Origin of the sequence: Chromobacterium alticapitis, assembly GCF_002924365.1 — a bacterium.
Lineage (GTDB): Bacteria > Pseudomonadota > Gammaproteobacteria > Burkholderiales > Chromobacteriaceae > Chromobacterium > Chromobacterium alticapitis.
In genome coordinates this window covers 1-14,151 of sequence record NZ_PQWB01000123.1, presented here as the reverse complement: position 1 = coordinate 14,151, position 14,151 = coordinate 1, and the positions used below count along the sequence as shown (strand labels likewise).

Sequence of the window (14,151 nt, the reverse complement as noted above, 5' to 3'; positions counted from 1 at the left end):
GCGTCTCACTCCCATAGCAACCACAAGCAGAGTCAGCACGTGCAAGCATACCTCAACTCACTGTACCGCCAGGCATGGCGATGGCTGATGGCGCTGGTCGCCTGCCTGGCCGTCGCGCTGCCGGCCCACGCAGTCAATCAAGACGACTTGCTGCCGGCGGAGAAAGCCTTCGCCGCTCAGGTCAGCCGCAGCGGCGACAAGCTGCAGCTTACCCTGGATGTGGCGCCGGGCTATTATCTGTACCGTGACCGCATCGCCATCAGCACGACCCCGGCCGATCTGGCCGGCAAGCCCGTGCTGCCCGCCGCCCAGGAAAAAGCCGACCCTTATTTCGGCAAGCAATTCATTTACCACGGCAAGCAGAGCATCGTCATTCCGCTGGCCGCCGGCGCCCCAGCCGACTTCCAGCTCAATGTGCGGCTGCAGGGCTGCGCCGAGGCCGGCGTCTGCTACCCGCCGTATACGCACAAGCTGAAAGTCAGCGCGGCCGGCGGCAAGACGGAAAGCAAGCTGGACAACTGGCTGGGAGGCGCCGCCACCGCGGGAAAATCGCCGGCCGGTAACAGCGAGTTGGCGGCCAAGGGTTGGCTGACCACACTGGGCACTTTTCTGCTGGCGGGCCTGGGCATGGCGTTCACCGCCTGCATGTACCCGCTGCTGCCCATCGTTTCATCGCTGATTGCCGGCCAGGGCGCAACCCTCACCCGCGGCCGCGGATTCCTGTTGTCCCTGCTGTACGTGCAAGGCCTGGCGCTGACCTACACCGCCGTCGGCGTCGTGGCCGGCCTGACCGGTTCGCTGCTGACCGTGTGGCTGCAGCAGCCCGCCGTCGTTCTCACCGCCAGCGCGCTGATGGTGGTGTTCGCGCTGTCCATGTTCGATCTGTTCACCATTCAGTTGCCCAATGCCCTGCAATCCAGGCTGGCGGAATCGTCCAACCAGCTGTCCGGCGGCAAAGCCCTCACCGTGTTCCTGATGGGCGCGATGTCGGCGCTGATCGTCGGCCCTTGCGTCGCGCCGCCGCTGGCTCTGGCGCTAGGCTATATCGGCAGCACCGGCGACGCCCTGCTGGGCGGCGCAGCCCTGTACGCGATGGCGTTGGGCCTGGGCCTGCCGCTGATCCTCATCGGCACTTTCGGCGGCCATGTGCTGCCGCGCGCCGGCAATTGGATGAAAGTGGTGAAATCCGGCTTCGGCGTGGTCATGCTGGGCCTGGCCATCTGGATGGCGACGCCCTTCCTGCCTGCCTCGCTGGTGATGCTGCTCTGGGCCGCGTTGTTGATAGGCGCCGCCGTGTTTCTGGGCGCTTTCGACACCCTGTCCACCGCATCCAAGCCAGGCGCCCGGCTGGGCAAGGCCCTGGGCCTGCTGCTGTTCCTGCTGGGCGGCGCACAACTGGTGGGCCTGCTGTCCGGCGCGGACAACCCGCGCTATCCCTTGAAGCTGATCGCCGCCAGCAGCGCGGAGGGCGCGGCCAGCCATCCATTCCAGCCCATCTCATCCATCGCCGAGCTGGACGCCAAGCTGGCCGAGGCCAAGTCAGCCGGCAAACCGCTGCTGCTGGACTTTTATGCCGACTGGTGCGTAGCCTGCAAGGAAATGGAGTCCGAGGTGTTCCCGCAGCCGCTGGTCGCCGCCAAGATGGGACAGTTCGTCCTGCTGCGCGCCGACGTCACGGCGAACAGCGACGCGCACCAGGCGCTGCTGAAGCGCTTCGGTCTGTTCGGCCCGCCCGGCATCATCCTGTTCGGCGCGGACGGCAAGGAAGCGCAGCGCGTCGTCGGCTTCACGCCCGCCGCAGCGTTTGCCAGTCAACTGGGTCAAGTGGCACACTAGCGCACGTTTCAGGCCGGCATGACGCCGGCCTGCCCAGTTTCATCTTGCGGATACCACCATGCTGCCCATTCCCGGCCGATCCAGCCTCAGCATTCTCAATGTTTTCCAGGTCGCCATCCTGGCTATGCTGGTGCTGGCCTGCATCAAGATATTGCAACCGTTTCTCGGCGCCCTGACCTGGGCCGCCATCATCGCCATTTCCGCCTGGCCGCTGTACAGCCGGCTCAAAACACGGCTGCGCGGCCGCCACAAGCTGGCCGCACTGCTGATCGTACTTGGACTGTCGGCCGCATTGGCCATTCCCATCGGCCTGATGGCGCTGACGCTGGCCGACACCTTGCCGCATCTGGCCAACCTGACACACGATCTCAGCGACTTCCGCCTGCCCGACGCGCCGGCCTGGCTCACCAGCCTGCCCGTGATAGGCGACGGTCTGAACAAGCTGTGGCTGAGCACCCAGGCCGACCTGCCCGGCTTCTTCGACAAGATCCGCCCCGTCATCAATAAGACCGTGCTGTGGCTGCTGTCCGGCGGCGCCAATCTGGGGCTGAGCCTGCTGGAAATCGTGTTGGCCATCGTGGTGGCCGGCCTGCTGCTGATTAATGGCGACAAGCTGTGGGAGCTGGTGGAGCGCATCGTGCTGAAGCTGGGCGGCGAAACCGCCGGCGATCTGCCGGAAGTGATAGCCCGCACCATACGCAGCGTCACCACCGGCGTGGTGGGCACGGCGCTCGCGCAAACCGTGCTGTGCGTGATCGGCCTGCTGATCGCGGGCGTGCCGGGCTCGCTGGTGCTGGGTTTTCTGTGCTTCATCGTGGCGGTGGCGCAAATGCCGACGCTGGTGGTCTGGCTGCCGGCCGCGGCCTGGGTGTTCTACACCGGCCACACCGGTCTGGCCATCTTCCTCACCGTGTGGGGCTTTCTGCTGATCAACACCATAGACAACATCCTGAAGCCGCTGCTGATCAGCCAGGGCGCGCAAATGCCCTTGTCGGTGATTTTCCTCGGCGTCATCGGCGGCCTGATCGCCTGGGGCGTGATCGGCCTATTCATCGGCCCAACCTTGCTGGCGGTGGGCCTGACCCTGCTGCGGCACTGGCTGGAACGGGACGAGGTGGAAGAAATGGCCTGCGAAGGCGAGCAAGGCTGACCGGTCGGAAGCCCCAACGGGGCGTTCCGCCATCTTTCCTTCGCTGAGATTTGTCCAAATGATTAGGACCAAACCAACTCGCCGACTCCCCCATCAGTGCAAGCCGGCTTCGAAGCCATTCCCAAGGTTTTAAGACGCCCTTTGTTTGAGCGGGGCGACGCTAGCGCCCCACGAGTTGGGCGGCGCCTTGGGAATGGCTTTGGAGACGGGGTTTCGCGGCGCTGTCGGGGCAGCCTGGGATCGCCAAGGGGCTGGCCGCACAGCCCCTGGCCCGTCCGCCGGGCGGAACCGGCCTCAAACATCATCCGCGAAGCGGATTCCATAGATCGATTAGGAATGTCAGCGCAGACAAGGCCTGCTAGCTTTCGCTCTCCGAATAACCCGGAATCGAACCGGCGCCCCTCTCCCCAACCCCTCTCCCACAAGGGGAGAGGGGCTTTCCGGCCCATCGACTAAGCCGAGCAACAGAAATGGCCCGTCCACCTGGCGCGATGTCGGGTTTCCGCCGGTCTCAGTAGCCAGGGCAGGACACAATCCAGTCCCGCCCTTCCTCCACCGCCAGGTGGCAGGCCAGCCGCCAGGACGCGGACTCGTTCCACTCTTCGCTCGCGGCCTGCGCCGCGTCTATCGCGCCCGCGCGCAGCAGGACATTGCGTTCCTTGCGACCGGGCCGCTGCGGAGCCGCCATGCCGGACACCCGCACCTTGCAGGTTCCGCAGGTGCCCTGGCCGCAACGCCAGTGCAGCGGCACGTCGGCCAAGCGGGCGATGTCCAGCAGATTGTCGCCCGGCTCCGCCTCGCTCTCGCCTAGCAGCGAGCCATCTTCCCGCAGGAATCGAATCCGGCTCACGCCATCTCCAGATACGCCAGCGCATCGCCGGGCTTGACCACCTGCCCCGGCTGCAGCCAAACCAGGCCGTCGGCCCAGGCGCAGGACATCAACACGCCGGAGCCCTGCTGCGGATACAGCTGCAATTCGCCCGCCACCTTGCGCACGCGCAGGAACTCGCTGCGTTTCGCATCCGGCCTATCCCAGGCGAAAGCCGCCGGCAGGCATTGCGCTTCCGGCGGCGGTACATCCAGCCCCATGCGCCGCTGCAGGAAAGGCTTGACCAGGGTTTGCAGCGTGACGAAGCCGGACACCGGGTTGCCCGGCAGACCGATGAAATCCGCGTCGCCCACCTTGCCGTAGGCCAGCGGCTTGCCGGGCTTGATCGCCACCTTCCATAAGGTCAGCTCGCCCTCAGCCTCCACCGCGGCCTTGACATGATCCTCCTCGCCGACAGAGACGCCGCCGCAGGTGACGATGACATCCGCCACTGCGGCCGCGTCGCGCAGCAATTGCCGCGTCGGCTCCAGCGCGTCGCCCACATGCCCCAGGTCAATGACCTCGCAGCCAAGCTTATGCAGCGCCGGAACCAGCCAATAACGGTTGGAGTTGTAGATTTGCCCCGCGCCCAAGGGTTGGCCGGGCTCCACCAGCTCATCCCCAGTGAAGAACACCGCCACGCGCAGCGTCGGCAGTGCCGGAAGACTGGCCAGGCCTATGGAAGCAGCCAGCCCCAGGTCCGCCGGCGTCAACATCTTGCCCGCCTCCAGAATGACTTGCCCGTTGGCGATATCCTCGCCGCGGCGGCGAATGTTCTGCCCCGGCTGCGGGACAACAGTGAAACTCACCTTTCCATCCTCGCCCGCCGTCGCCTGCTCCTGCATGATGACGGCGTCCGCGCCCGGTGGAATCGGCGCCCCGGTGAAGATGCGGGCGATAGTGCCGGCCTGCAGCGCCAGCGGCACGCTGCCGGCCGGCACGCGTTGCGAAACCGGCAGCGCCGCCGCCAGATCGGCGCAACGCACGGCGTAGCCATCCATCGCGCTATTGTCATGCGGCGGCACATCTACGCCAGCCTGGACCGGCAACGCCAGCACGCGGCCGCAAGCCTGCGACAGGGAAACGTTCTGGTGGGTGCGCAAGGGCCGGGCCCGTTCCAGCAGCCAGGCGCGCGCCTCTTGATAGCTCAGCATGATTCCTATCCTATCCAACGGCGGGCCACGCCCCGCCTATGCTCTATCCGCATCATATCACGCGCCCATATGCGAAAAGCCCGCCGGACACGCCGGCGGGCTTTTTCTGTTCCAGGCTGGCCCGGATCAGCGAGACTTGACGAAGGGGATGCCGATGGCCTTGGGCGCCACGGCGCGGCCGACGAAGCCTGCCAGCAGCAGCACGGTCAGCACATACGGAATCACCGCGATGGCTTGGGACGGAATCTGGCCGACCACCGGCAGCGCCACGCCTTCCAGACGGATCTGGACCGCGTCGGCGAAGGCGAACAGCAGGCAGCCCATCACCGCCGGCACCGGACGCCATTTGCCGAAGATCAGCGCCGCCAGCGCCAGGAAGCCTTTGCCCGCGGTCATTTCCTTGATGAAGCTGCCGGTCTGGTACACAGACAGATACGTGCCGGCCATGCCGCACAGCACGCCGTTCCAGAACAAGGCGGTGTAACGCACCTTAGCCACGGAAATGCCGGCGGTGTCCGCTGCGTGCGGATTTTCGCCCACGGCGCGCAGTCGCAGGCCGAAGCGGGTCTTGTACAGCACCCAGCTCACCAGCGGGATGACGATCAGCGCGGTGATGTACACCAGGATGCTGTGGCCGGAGATCAGCTTGCTGTACACCAAGCCCACCACCGGAACCTCGCGCAGCGCGTCGGCAAACGGCAATACGATCTCGTGGAAGCGGCCGTCGTCCGGCAGCTGCGGCGAGTTGCCGCCCTGCTGGAACCAGGCCAAGGCCAGCACCGGCGTGATGCCGGAGGCCACAGTATTGATCGCCATGCCCGAAATCAGCTGGTTGCCGTTATAGGTCACCGACACGAAAGCGTGGATCATGGAGAAGGACACCGCCGCCATGATGCCGGCCAGCAGGCCTATCCACGGGCTATGTGTGACGTAGGCTGCCGCGGCGGAAGCGAAAGCCGCCACCAGCATCTTGCCTTCCAGGCTGATGTCCACCACGCCGGAGCGTTCGGAGAACATGCCGGCCAGCGCGGCCAGCACCAGCGGCGTGGCCACGCGCAGGGTGGAGTCGAGAAGACTGAAGAACATTTCCATATTACTTGTCCTTGCGCTTGAACAGGCTGGCGATGAAGGGCTCGAATAGGTTCTCCAGCGCGCCGCAGAACAGAATGATCAGACCCTGGATGAACAGGATCATCTCGCGGGTGATCAACGGCTTCTCGAACGACAGGTCCGAGCCGCCCTGGGTCAGCGCGCCGAACAGCAACGCCGACAGCACGATGCCTACCGGATGGTTGCGGCCCATCAGCGCCACGGCGATGCCGACGAAGCCCACGCCGTTGGTGAACAGCACGTTCATGCGGTGCGAGGAACCCAGTAGATCATTGACCGAGGACAGGCCGGACAGCGCGCCGGACATGCACATGGCCACGATAATGGCGGCGCTGACGCTGATGCCGGCGTAACGCGCGGCGTGGTCGTTGGTGCCCACGGTGCGCAGCGTGAAGCCCCAGCGGCTGTGCCACACGATCAGGTAGAACAGGCCGGCGGCCAGCAAGGCGAACACGAAGCACAGATTCAGCGGCGAGCTCGGCATGCCGGGAATCAGCTCATGCATCTGCGGAATCCAGCCCACCTGCCCGAACAGACGGGTGGTCGGGTTCTGCGAACCCGCCTCGATCAACTGGTGGCTGATCAGGTACAACATCAGCGAATAAGCGATGAAGTTGAACATGATCGTGGTCACCACGATGTGGCTGCCGCGCTTGGCCTGCAGATAGGCCGGGATATAGGCCCAGGCCGCGCCGAAGCCCATCGCGGCCAGCACGGCCAGCGGAATCAGCACATAGGACGGCAGCGTGTGGTCGAAGCCCAACATCACCAGAGTGACGCCCAGGCCGGCCAGATAAGCCTGGCCTTCGCCGCCGATATTGAACAGCCCGGCATGGAAGGCTGTGGCCACCGCCAGACCGGCGAAGATGAAGCTGGTGGTGTAGAACAGCGTGTAGCCTATGCCCTCGCCATAGCCGAAGGCGCCGTTAATCAGCAGCTTCAGGCATTCCCAGGGATTCTCCCCGATCATCCAGGTGACGAAGCCCGTCACCAACAGCGCCGCCATCAGGTTCAGCGCCGGCAGCACCGTCAGCTGCGCCCAGCGCGGCAGGGTGGAAGGTTGTCCGAATTTCAATGCTTGTGCCCCCCCATCATCAGGCCGAGGGAAATGGTATCGGCTTCCTTGGCCGCCACTTCACCGGTGATCTGGCCGCCGGCCATCACCAGGATGCGATCCGCCAAAGCCAGAATTTCTTCGAGTTCCACCGACACCAGCAAGATGGCCTTGCCTTCGTCGCGCAGCTCGATCAGCCGCTTGTGGATGAATTCGATCGCGCCGATGTCGACGCCGCGCGTCGGCTGGCCGATCAAGAGCAGGTCCGGGTTGGCGTGGATTTCCCGCGCCAGCACCACTTTCTGCTGATTGCCGCCGGACAAGAGGCCCACGCGCAGCAGCGGGTTGCCCGGACGGATGTCGAACTGCTGGATGAAAGCGCGGGTGCGCTCCACCAGCCTCTTGCGCGAGTACAGGAAACCGCAGCGCAGGGTCTTGTCGTTCTGATACCCCAGGATGGCGTTTTCATAGGTGGAGAACGCCTTGACCAAGCCTTCGCGCGAACGGTCTTCCGGAATATGGCCGATGCCTATCGTGCGGTAAACGGCGGCGCGGGGCTTGCCCTTGCAAGACTTCTTCAGCAGGTCTTCGCCCTTGTAGACGATGCTGCCCGCGGTCGGGCTGCGCATGCCGGCCAGCACTTCCAGCAGCTCGGACTGGCCGTTGCCGGACACACCGGCCACGCCGACGATCTCGCCCGCCTTGACCTGGAAATTCAGGCCGTCCAGCAGCTTGACCTGGCGCTCGTCTATCAGGCTCAAACCTTTGACATCCAGCACCACCGCGCCGGCCTGGCATTCCGCCTTGTCCACCTTCAGCGAAACCTTGCGGCCCACCATCAGGTCGGCCAGCTTTTCTTTGTCCACGTCGCAGGTGCGGACGTTGTCCACCACGGTGCCCGCGCGCATCACGCTGACGTTGTCGGTGATGTCCATCACTTCGCGCAGCTTGTGGGTGATCAGAATCACCGTCTTGCCTTGCGCCTTCAGCGAACGCAGGATGTGGAACAGGTGGTCGGCTTCCTGCGGCGTCAGCACCGCGGTCGGCTCGTCCAGGATCAGTACATCGGCGCCGCGGTACAGCGCCTTCAGGATTTCAACCCGCTGCTGCAGACCGACGCCCAGTTCCCCAACCAGCGCGTCCGGATCCACTTCCAGCGAGTAGTTCTTGTTCAGTTCTTTCAGGTGTTCGCGGGCCTCGTCCATGCCGCCCTTCAGCAGCCGGCCGCCCTCGGCGCCCAAAACGATGTTTTCCAGCACGGTGAAGGTATCCACCAGCATGAAGTGCTGATGCACCATGCCGATTCCCAGGCGGATAGCTTCCTGGCTGTTGCGGATGCGGACATCCTGGCCGTTCACGCGGATGGAACCGCTGTCGGCTTGATAGTAGCCGTACAGGATGCTCATCAAGGTGGACTTGCCGGCGCCGTTCTCGCCGATGATGCCGTGAATGCTGCCCTTGGGCACGCTCATGGTCACATCGCGGTTGGCCTGCACGGCGCCGAAGCTCTTGTTGATGCCTGTCAGCTCAATGGCAAACTCGGTCATGCTTTGTCTGTTCCCGATCTTCGTTTGTCCCCAGCGCCGGCATCAACAGCAAACAGCCGCGATGAACGAATCATCGCGGCTGCGCCCCCGACCGGTCGGGGAATAAAGCCGCCGGCTTATTGCACCGGGCAGCTGTTGTTGGCGCGGTAATCCACGACCTTGATCTTGCCGCTGATGATTTCAGCCTTGGCGTCGGCGATCTTCTTCTCCATGTCCGGAGTGATCAGCGGGCGGTTGTTCTTGTCCAGCGCCCAATCCACGCCCTGCTCCTTCAGGCCCAGCACTTTCACGCCGGACTTCCAGGAGCCGTCCTTGGCTTCCTTGAAGGTGTTGTAGACGGCTACGTCCACTTTTTTAACCATGGAAGTCAGCACGGAACCCGGGTACAGGTAGTTCTGGTTGCTGTCCACGCCGATGGAGTACTTGCCGGATGCCTTGGCGGCCTGCAGCACGCCCATGCCGGTGCCGCCGGCGGCGACGAAGATCACGTCCGCGCCGCGATCAAACTGGCTCTTGGCCAGTTCGGTGCCGCGAGCCGGGTCATTGAATGCCTGCGGGGTGGTGCCGGTCATGTTCTGCAGCACGGCGATGTTCTTGTTGGCGTACTTGGCGCCCTGGGCGTAGCCGCAACCGAAGGCGCGGATCATCGGAATGTCCATGCCGCCGATGTAGCCTACCTTGCCGGTCTTCGATTTCAGCGCGGCGGCCATGCCCACCAGGAAGGAGCCTTCCTGTTCCTTGAACACGATGCTCTGCACGTTCGGGCCCTTGGCCACGGCGTCGATCAGGGTGAACTTGACCTTGGGGTATTCCTTGGCCACGGTTTCCACGGCCTGGGCGAAGTTGAAGCCCACGGCGACCACGATGTCGGTGTCGCGGCCGGCCATCTTGCGCAGCAGCTGTTCTTTCTGCGCGTCGGACGAGATCTGGCCGTCGCGGTAGCTGACCTTGAAGTCCTTTTTGAAACGCTCGGCGCCGTTGTAGGCCGCTTCGCTGAAGCTCTTGTCAAACTTGCCGGCCTGATCGTAGATCACGGCGGGAGTGAATTCCTTGGCGCAGGCTGCGGCGGACAGAACCGCGGCGGCGACTGCGAAGCTGATTCGTTTCAGTTGGATGGTCATCTCTATAACTCTTGGCTTGAGTTGATCAACGCGCGCATGGCCCCATGCAGGCGCGACGAGTGCAACAGTGCGTGGACTTGAATGGTGACAGCTGAAATTGCAGTCGGCATGTAACCTGCCAACTACAGTCTCAGCTGTGCCGAAGCGGCCTGAACCGCCCCCTGCGCAATGCAAAAACCGGCTGCAGACACCACTTTGTCGTTCTTCTGAGCGCCGCGAATTGTAATGAGCGTTAACCTGGCTGTAAACATTTTCCTCTCGACTTTGAAATACCGTGTTGCAAACATTTCTCCACGTAAAGAATCTACATTCAGCACAATCCGCGCCACGTCTGAGTCGATGCCGAAAGCATCACATCGAATATTGACTTTTCATGCTCAAATTGACTTAACACAAAGCAATGCTGCTATATCCAAAGCAGCGTGCAAGCCCTAAAATCGCCGCCTGAACCCAAGCGCCACACCCATGCTGCCCATACTGTATCGGGACGATCTGCTGATCGCCATCCACAAGCCATCCAATCTGCTGGTGCATCGCACCGAGCTGGACCGCCACGAAACCCGCTTCGCCGTGCAAATGCTGCGCGACCAGATAGGCCAGCGCGTCTATCCTGCCCACCGGCTGGACAAGGGGACCTCCGGCGCGCTGCTGTTCGCGCTGGACAAGGACGCCGCCCGAGAATTGTCCTGGCAGTTCGAGCGCCAGCAGGTGGCCAAACGCTACCTCGCGGTGGTGCGCGGCCATCCGCCCGCCGAAGGCCTGATCGACCACCCGCTCAGCCGCCGCCCCGACGATCTGGAATGGATAGGCGAAAAGGTGGAAACCGCGCCGCAGGCGGCGCAAACCCGCTATCGCACGCTGGCCGAGATCGAGTTGCCCATCCTGGTGGAACGCTACCCGACCAGTCGTTACGCGCTGCTGGAACTGGAACCGCTGACCGGCCGCCGCCACCAGTTGCGCCGCCACCTGAAGCACATCGCCCACCCCATCATAGGCGACTCCACCTATGGCAAGGGCCGCCACAACCGGATGTTCGCCGACGAACTGGACAGCCATCGCATGTTGCTGGCTTGCCTGGAAATGACGCTCAGCCACCCGGCCAGCGGCGAGCCGCTGCGCATCGCCTGCCCGCTGGAAGCCGGCTTCTCCACGCTCATCGAACGCCTGGGCTGGACTGCGGCCGCGCGCGCCGCCGGAATCGAACTCACCATCTGAAAGAAAAAGACTAATGCTCAGCTACCGCCACGCCTTCCACGCCGGCAACCACGCCGATGTGCTCAAGCACCTGATTGAAATCGAATTGCTGAATTACCTGGGCCAGAAAGACAAGCCCTACTGGTATATCGACACCCATGCCGGCGCCGGCGCGTATTCCTTGATCGAAGGCTACGCCACCAAGAACGCCGAGTTCGAAAGCGGCATCGCCCGCCTGTGGAACCGTGATGACTTGCCCGAGGCCGTGCGCAACTATGTGGACGTGGTCAAGCGCATGAATCCGGACGGCGAGCTGAAGTTCTACCCCGGCTCGCCGTGGTGCGCCGCCGACGTGATGCCGGAGCGCGACAAGCTGCGGCTATTCGAGCTGCACCCCAGCGACGCGCAAATCCTGCAGGAAAACTTCGCCGGCGCCGGCCGCCGCGTGCAAATCCAGCAGGCCAACGGCTTCGACGGCATCAAGGCCATACTGCCGCCGCCGCCGCGCCGCGCGCTGGTGCTGATCGACCCGCCGTACGAGGACAAGCGCGATTACCAGAACGTGGTCACCGCGCTGAAGGAAGGCTTGAAGCGCTTCGCCACCGGCGTTTACGCCGTGTGGTACCCCTGCCTGCAGCGCGTGGAAATGAAGGAAATGATCCCTGAGCTGAAAAAGCTGCCGGTCAAAAACTGGCTGCGCGCGGAACTGCATGTGCAAGGTCCGTCAACCGACGGTTTCGGCATGCACGGCAGCGGCATGTTCATACTCAACGCGCCCTGGACCCTGCCCAAGATGCTGAATGAGACCCTGCCCTATCTAAAGACGCAGTTGGGCCAGGACGCCAAGGCCAACTTTGTGCTGGAAACCGGCGGCGATCTTTAAGCCGGCAGCCTCCTCCAATCAAGCGCGCCCCTGGCGCGCTTTTCATTGCGGAATAATTTCATATAAAATATCTTTACATGAAATAAAACTACAGGACAAATGAATTGGCATTTGCATAATGCCTATTGCATGAATGCGGCGTCAATGCCATTCTGCCATGCAAGGCAGGAAATAAAGATCCGAATCCATGCCTATTAAATAGCATGATCCGCCTATCGCCCTGCCTTCTTGAACATTCGTCCGATCACGCCGCTACTTCCACCCAAGGAAAGCCAGCATGAGCACACTGCCGTTCAACCAAGGCCAGCCTCCGTTCATTCCCCTACCCGCCTTTGTCCGCCGTCCAGAAAACGAAATGATAGAACGCTCGCGCGACTTTCTCGCAGAAATGCGCAGGCGCCGCACCATACGCGAGTTTTCGGATGAGGCCATTCCGGATGAGGTGATTGAAAACTGCCTGCGCGTAGCCGGCACCGCGCCGTCCGGCGCCAACCATCAGCCATGGCACTTCGCCGTTGTGCGGGATCCGGCGCTGAAACACAAGATACGCGAGGGTGCCGAGGCGGAAGAGCGCGAGTTCTACGCGCACCGCGCGCCTCAGGAATGGAAAGATGCGCTGGCGCCGCTGGGCACCGACGCCGACAAACCTTTTCTGGAAACCGCCCCTTGCCTGATCGCCATCTTTGGCCAGAAGAAAACCGTGCTGGACGATGGCTGCGAGCTGAAAAACTACTATGTGCCGGAGTCCGTCTCCATCGCCGCCGGCTTTCTGATCGCGGCGCTGCACCACGCAGGCCTCGCCACGCTCACCCACACCCCCAGCCCGATGAATTTTCTGAATTCGCTGCTGGGCCGGCCGCAGCACGAAAAGCCCTACATCCTGCTGGTGGTCGGCTATCCGTCAGAGCATTGCCAAGTGCCCAATATCGGCAAAAAAACCCTGGATCAGATCGCCAGTTTCCACTGAGGCCGCACAAGCCGGGCGCGTCATGCTATGCTGCGCGCCCCGGCAACGTTTCTTCGCGCCCAGCACTATGGCCAAACTGTTTTTCCGATACGCCGCGATGAACAGCGGCAAAAGCACCCAGCTGCTGCAGATCGCCAACAATTACGAATCGATGGACAAAAAAGTGGCCTTGTACACCAGCGCCATCGACGACCGTTACGGCGTGGGCATGATCACGTCGCGGCTGAACATTCAGCGCGAATCCAACACTTTTGATTCAGGCTTTGACTTCCTGACGCAGGACTACGGCGACACCGCCTGCATCCTGGTGGACGAAGCCCAATTCATGACGCCGGAACAGGCGCAGCAACTGCACCGGCTGGCGCACCAGCGCAACATCCCGGTGATCTGCTTCGGCCTGCGCACCGACTTCCAGGGCCATCCCTTCCCTGGATCGGCCTGGCTGCTGTCGCTGGCCGACGACGTAGAAGAAATCAAAACCATTTGCCACTGCGGCCGCAAGGCGACGATGCACATCCGCATCGACGCCGCCGGCCGGCGCGTCAAGGAAGGCCCGCAGGTGGAGATAGGCGGCGAGGCGCGCTACCGCGCCGTGTGCGGCCGCTGCTTCCACCAAGGCTGAGCGCGCCTTGCATTGCCCGGGCCGGCCAGGCCGGCCCGTATCTCATTCCTCCGCAGGCACATAAGCCCGCAGCCTATGTCCATCCGGATCCAGCGCCACGAAAGTGCGGCCGAAATCCAAATCGGTCATAGGCTGCAGAATGGGCAAACCCTGCGCTTGCCAACCGGCATAGCAAGCCTCCAGCACCGCGAAATCCTCGCATTGCACGATCAACTCCCCTCCCCCGCCCAGCGCCTCGGCTCCCGGCTCAACCGTATAGCGCGACCATAGGCCCAGCCTCATGCCGGATGAAAACTTAAACATGGCGAAAGTAGGCGACTGCTCTATCGGCTGCAGATCAAACAGCTTGGAATAGAACGCCGCGCTGCGCGCCGGCTGGTCCACGTACAGAATCACAAAGTTAGGGTGTTGCATGGTGGCTCTCCTTGGTTGAGCGCCGATTTCGCCTCGGCATGCTGTCATGCTAAGCCCATCCGCTGTCAGTTTTTGTCAGTAGCATTCAGATCGACAACATGACAATATGCCAATAGCAAAACAATAGACCTTATAAAAGGCTATGTCCCAATTCCGTGTTGGGAGCTATGCTGAATACGGTAGCAGACCGGGAGCAACGCCATGGATGCCCAAAGTTTTCAGCGTTTTCTT

13 protein-coding genes are annotated in these 14,151 nt (G+C 62.9%); 6 read left to right on the top strand and 7 right to left on the bottom strand.

Going from position 1 to position 14,151, the window contains the following annotated elements; translation table 11 throughout:
- The first annotated feature begins 39 nt into the window (after window positions 1-39).
- The gene (gene dsbD, locus C2I19_RS18835; protein WP_233201278.1) at window positions 40-1,836 is read left to right on the top strand and encodes a protein-disulfide reductase DsbD; all 1,797 of its coding nucleotides are present in this window, start codon (window positions 40-42) and stop codon (window positions 1,834-1,836) included.
- A 58-nt stretch (window positions 1,837-1,894) separates the two neighbouring features.
- A complete protein-coding gene (locus tag C2I19_RS18830; RefSeq protein WP_103904167.1) occupies window positions 1,895-2,986 on the top strand; it encodes an AI-2E family transporter in 1,092 nt (363 codons plus the stop codon).
- A gap of 511 nt (window positions 2,987-3,497) precedes the next feature.
- On the opposite strand, the gene C2I19_RS18825 is transcribed toward C2I19_RS18830, so the two are convergent.
- From C2I19_RS18825 to C2I19_RS18800, 6 genes are all read right to left on the bottom strand, one after another.
- Window positions 3,498-3,836, bottom strand: coding sequence for a 2Fe-2S iron-sulfur cluster-binding protein (locus tag C2I19_RS18825; protein ID WP_103904166.1), 339 nt, complete (start codon window positions 3,834-3,836; stop codon window positions 3,498-3,500).
- Window positions 3,833-5,008, bottom strand: a complete 1,176-nt coding sequence (locus tag C2I19_RS18820) for a molybdopterin molybdotransferase MoeA (protein ID WP_233201277.1) — start codon at window positions 5,006-5,008, stop codon at window positions 3,833-3,835. Before C2I19_RS18820 ends, C2I19_RS18825 begins: the two co-directional genes overlap by 4 nt.
- 126 nt (window positions 5,009-5,134) lie before the next feature.
- Entirely contained in the window at window positions 5,135-6,100 is a 966-nt protein-coding gene (locus C2I19_RS18815) for an ABC transporter permease (protein WP_103904165.1), read from the bottom strand.
- A 1-nt stretch (window position 6,101) separates the two neighbouring features.
- A complete protein-coding gene (locus C2I19_RS18810) occupies window positions 6,102-7,193 on the bottom strand; it encodes an ABC transporter permease (RefSeq protein ID WP_233201276.1) in 1,092 nt (363 codons plus the stop codon).
- Window positions 7,190-8,719: an ABC transporter ATP-binding protein gene (locus tag C2I19_RS18805; RefSeq protein WP_103904164.1), complete on the bottom strand. Its 1,530-nt coding sequence runs from the start codon at window positions 8,717-8,719 to the stop codon at window positions 7,190-7,192. Before C2I19_RS18805 ends, C2I19_RS18810 begins: the two co-directional genes overlap by 4 nt.
- Window positions 8,720-8,835: 116 nt before the next feature.
- Window positions 8,836-9,840, bottom strand: coding sequence for a BMP family lipoprotein (locus C2I19_RS18800; RefSeq protein WP_199181266.1), 1,005 nt, complete (start codon window positions 9,838-9,840; stop codon window positions 8,836-8,838).
- 465 nt (window positions 9,841-10,305) lie between these two features.
- On the opposite strand from C2I19_RS18800, the gene C2I19_RS18795 reads away from it, so the two are divergent.
- The 4 genes from C2I19_RS18795 to C2I19_RS18780 all read left to right on the top strand — a co-directional run bounded on the left by C2I19_RS18795 (window position 10,306) and on the right by C2I19_RS18780 (window position 13,506).
- Window positions 10,306-11,055, top strand: coding sequence for a tRNA pseudouridine(65) synthase TruC (locus C2I19_RS18795; protein WP_103904163.1), 750 nt, complete (start codon window positions 10,306-10,308; stop codon window positions 11,053-11,055).
- A 13-nt stretch (window positions 11,056-11,068) separates the two neighbouring features.
- On the top strand, window positions 11,069-11,917 hold the full coding sequence (locus C2I19_RS18790; RefSeq protein WP_103904162.1) for a 23S rRNA (adenine(2030)-N(6))-methyltransferase RlmJ: 849 nt from the start codon (window positions 11,069-11,071) through the stop codon (window positions 11,915-11,917).
- Between the two features lie 277 nt (window positions 11,918-12,194).
- Window positions 12,195-12,884: a nitroreductase family protein gene (locus C2I19_RS18785; RefSeq protein ID WP_103904161.1), complete on the top strand. Its 690-nt coding sequence runs from the start codon at window positions 12,195-12,197 to the stop codon at window positions 12,882-12,884.
- Between the two features lie 22 nt (window positions 12,885-12,906).
- On the top strand, window positions 12,907-13,506 hold the full coding sequence (locus C2I19_RS18780) for a thymidine kinase (RefSeq protein ID WP_369406694.1): 600 nt from the start codon (window positions 12,907-12,909) through the stop codon (window positions 13,504-13,506).
- A 42-nt stretch (window positions 13,507-13,548) separates the two neighbouring features.
- Here the strand turns inward: C2I19_RS18780 and C2I19_RS18775 are convergent, their stop codons facing one another.
- The gene (locus C2I19_RS18775) at window positions 13,549-13,920 is read right to left on the bottom strand and encodes a VOC family protein (RefSeq protein ID WP_103904159.1); all 372 of its coding nucleotides are present in this window, start codon (window positions 13,918-13,920) and stop codon (window positions 13,549-13,551) included.
- Between the last annotated feature and the right edge of the window lie 231 nt (window positions 13,921-14,151).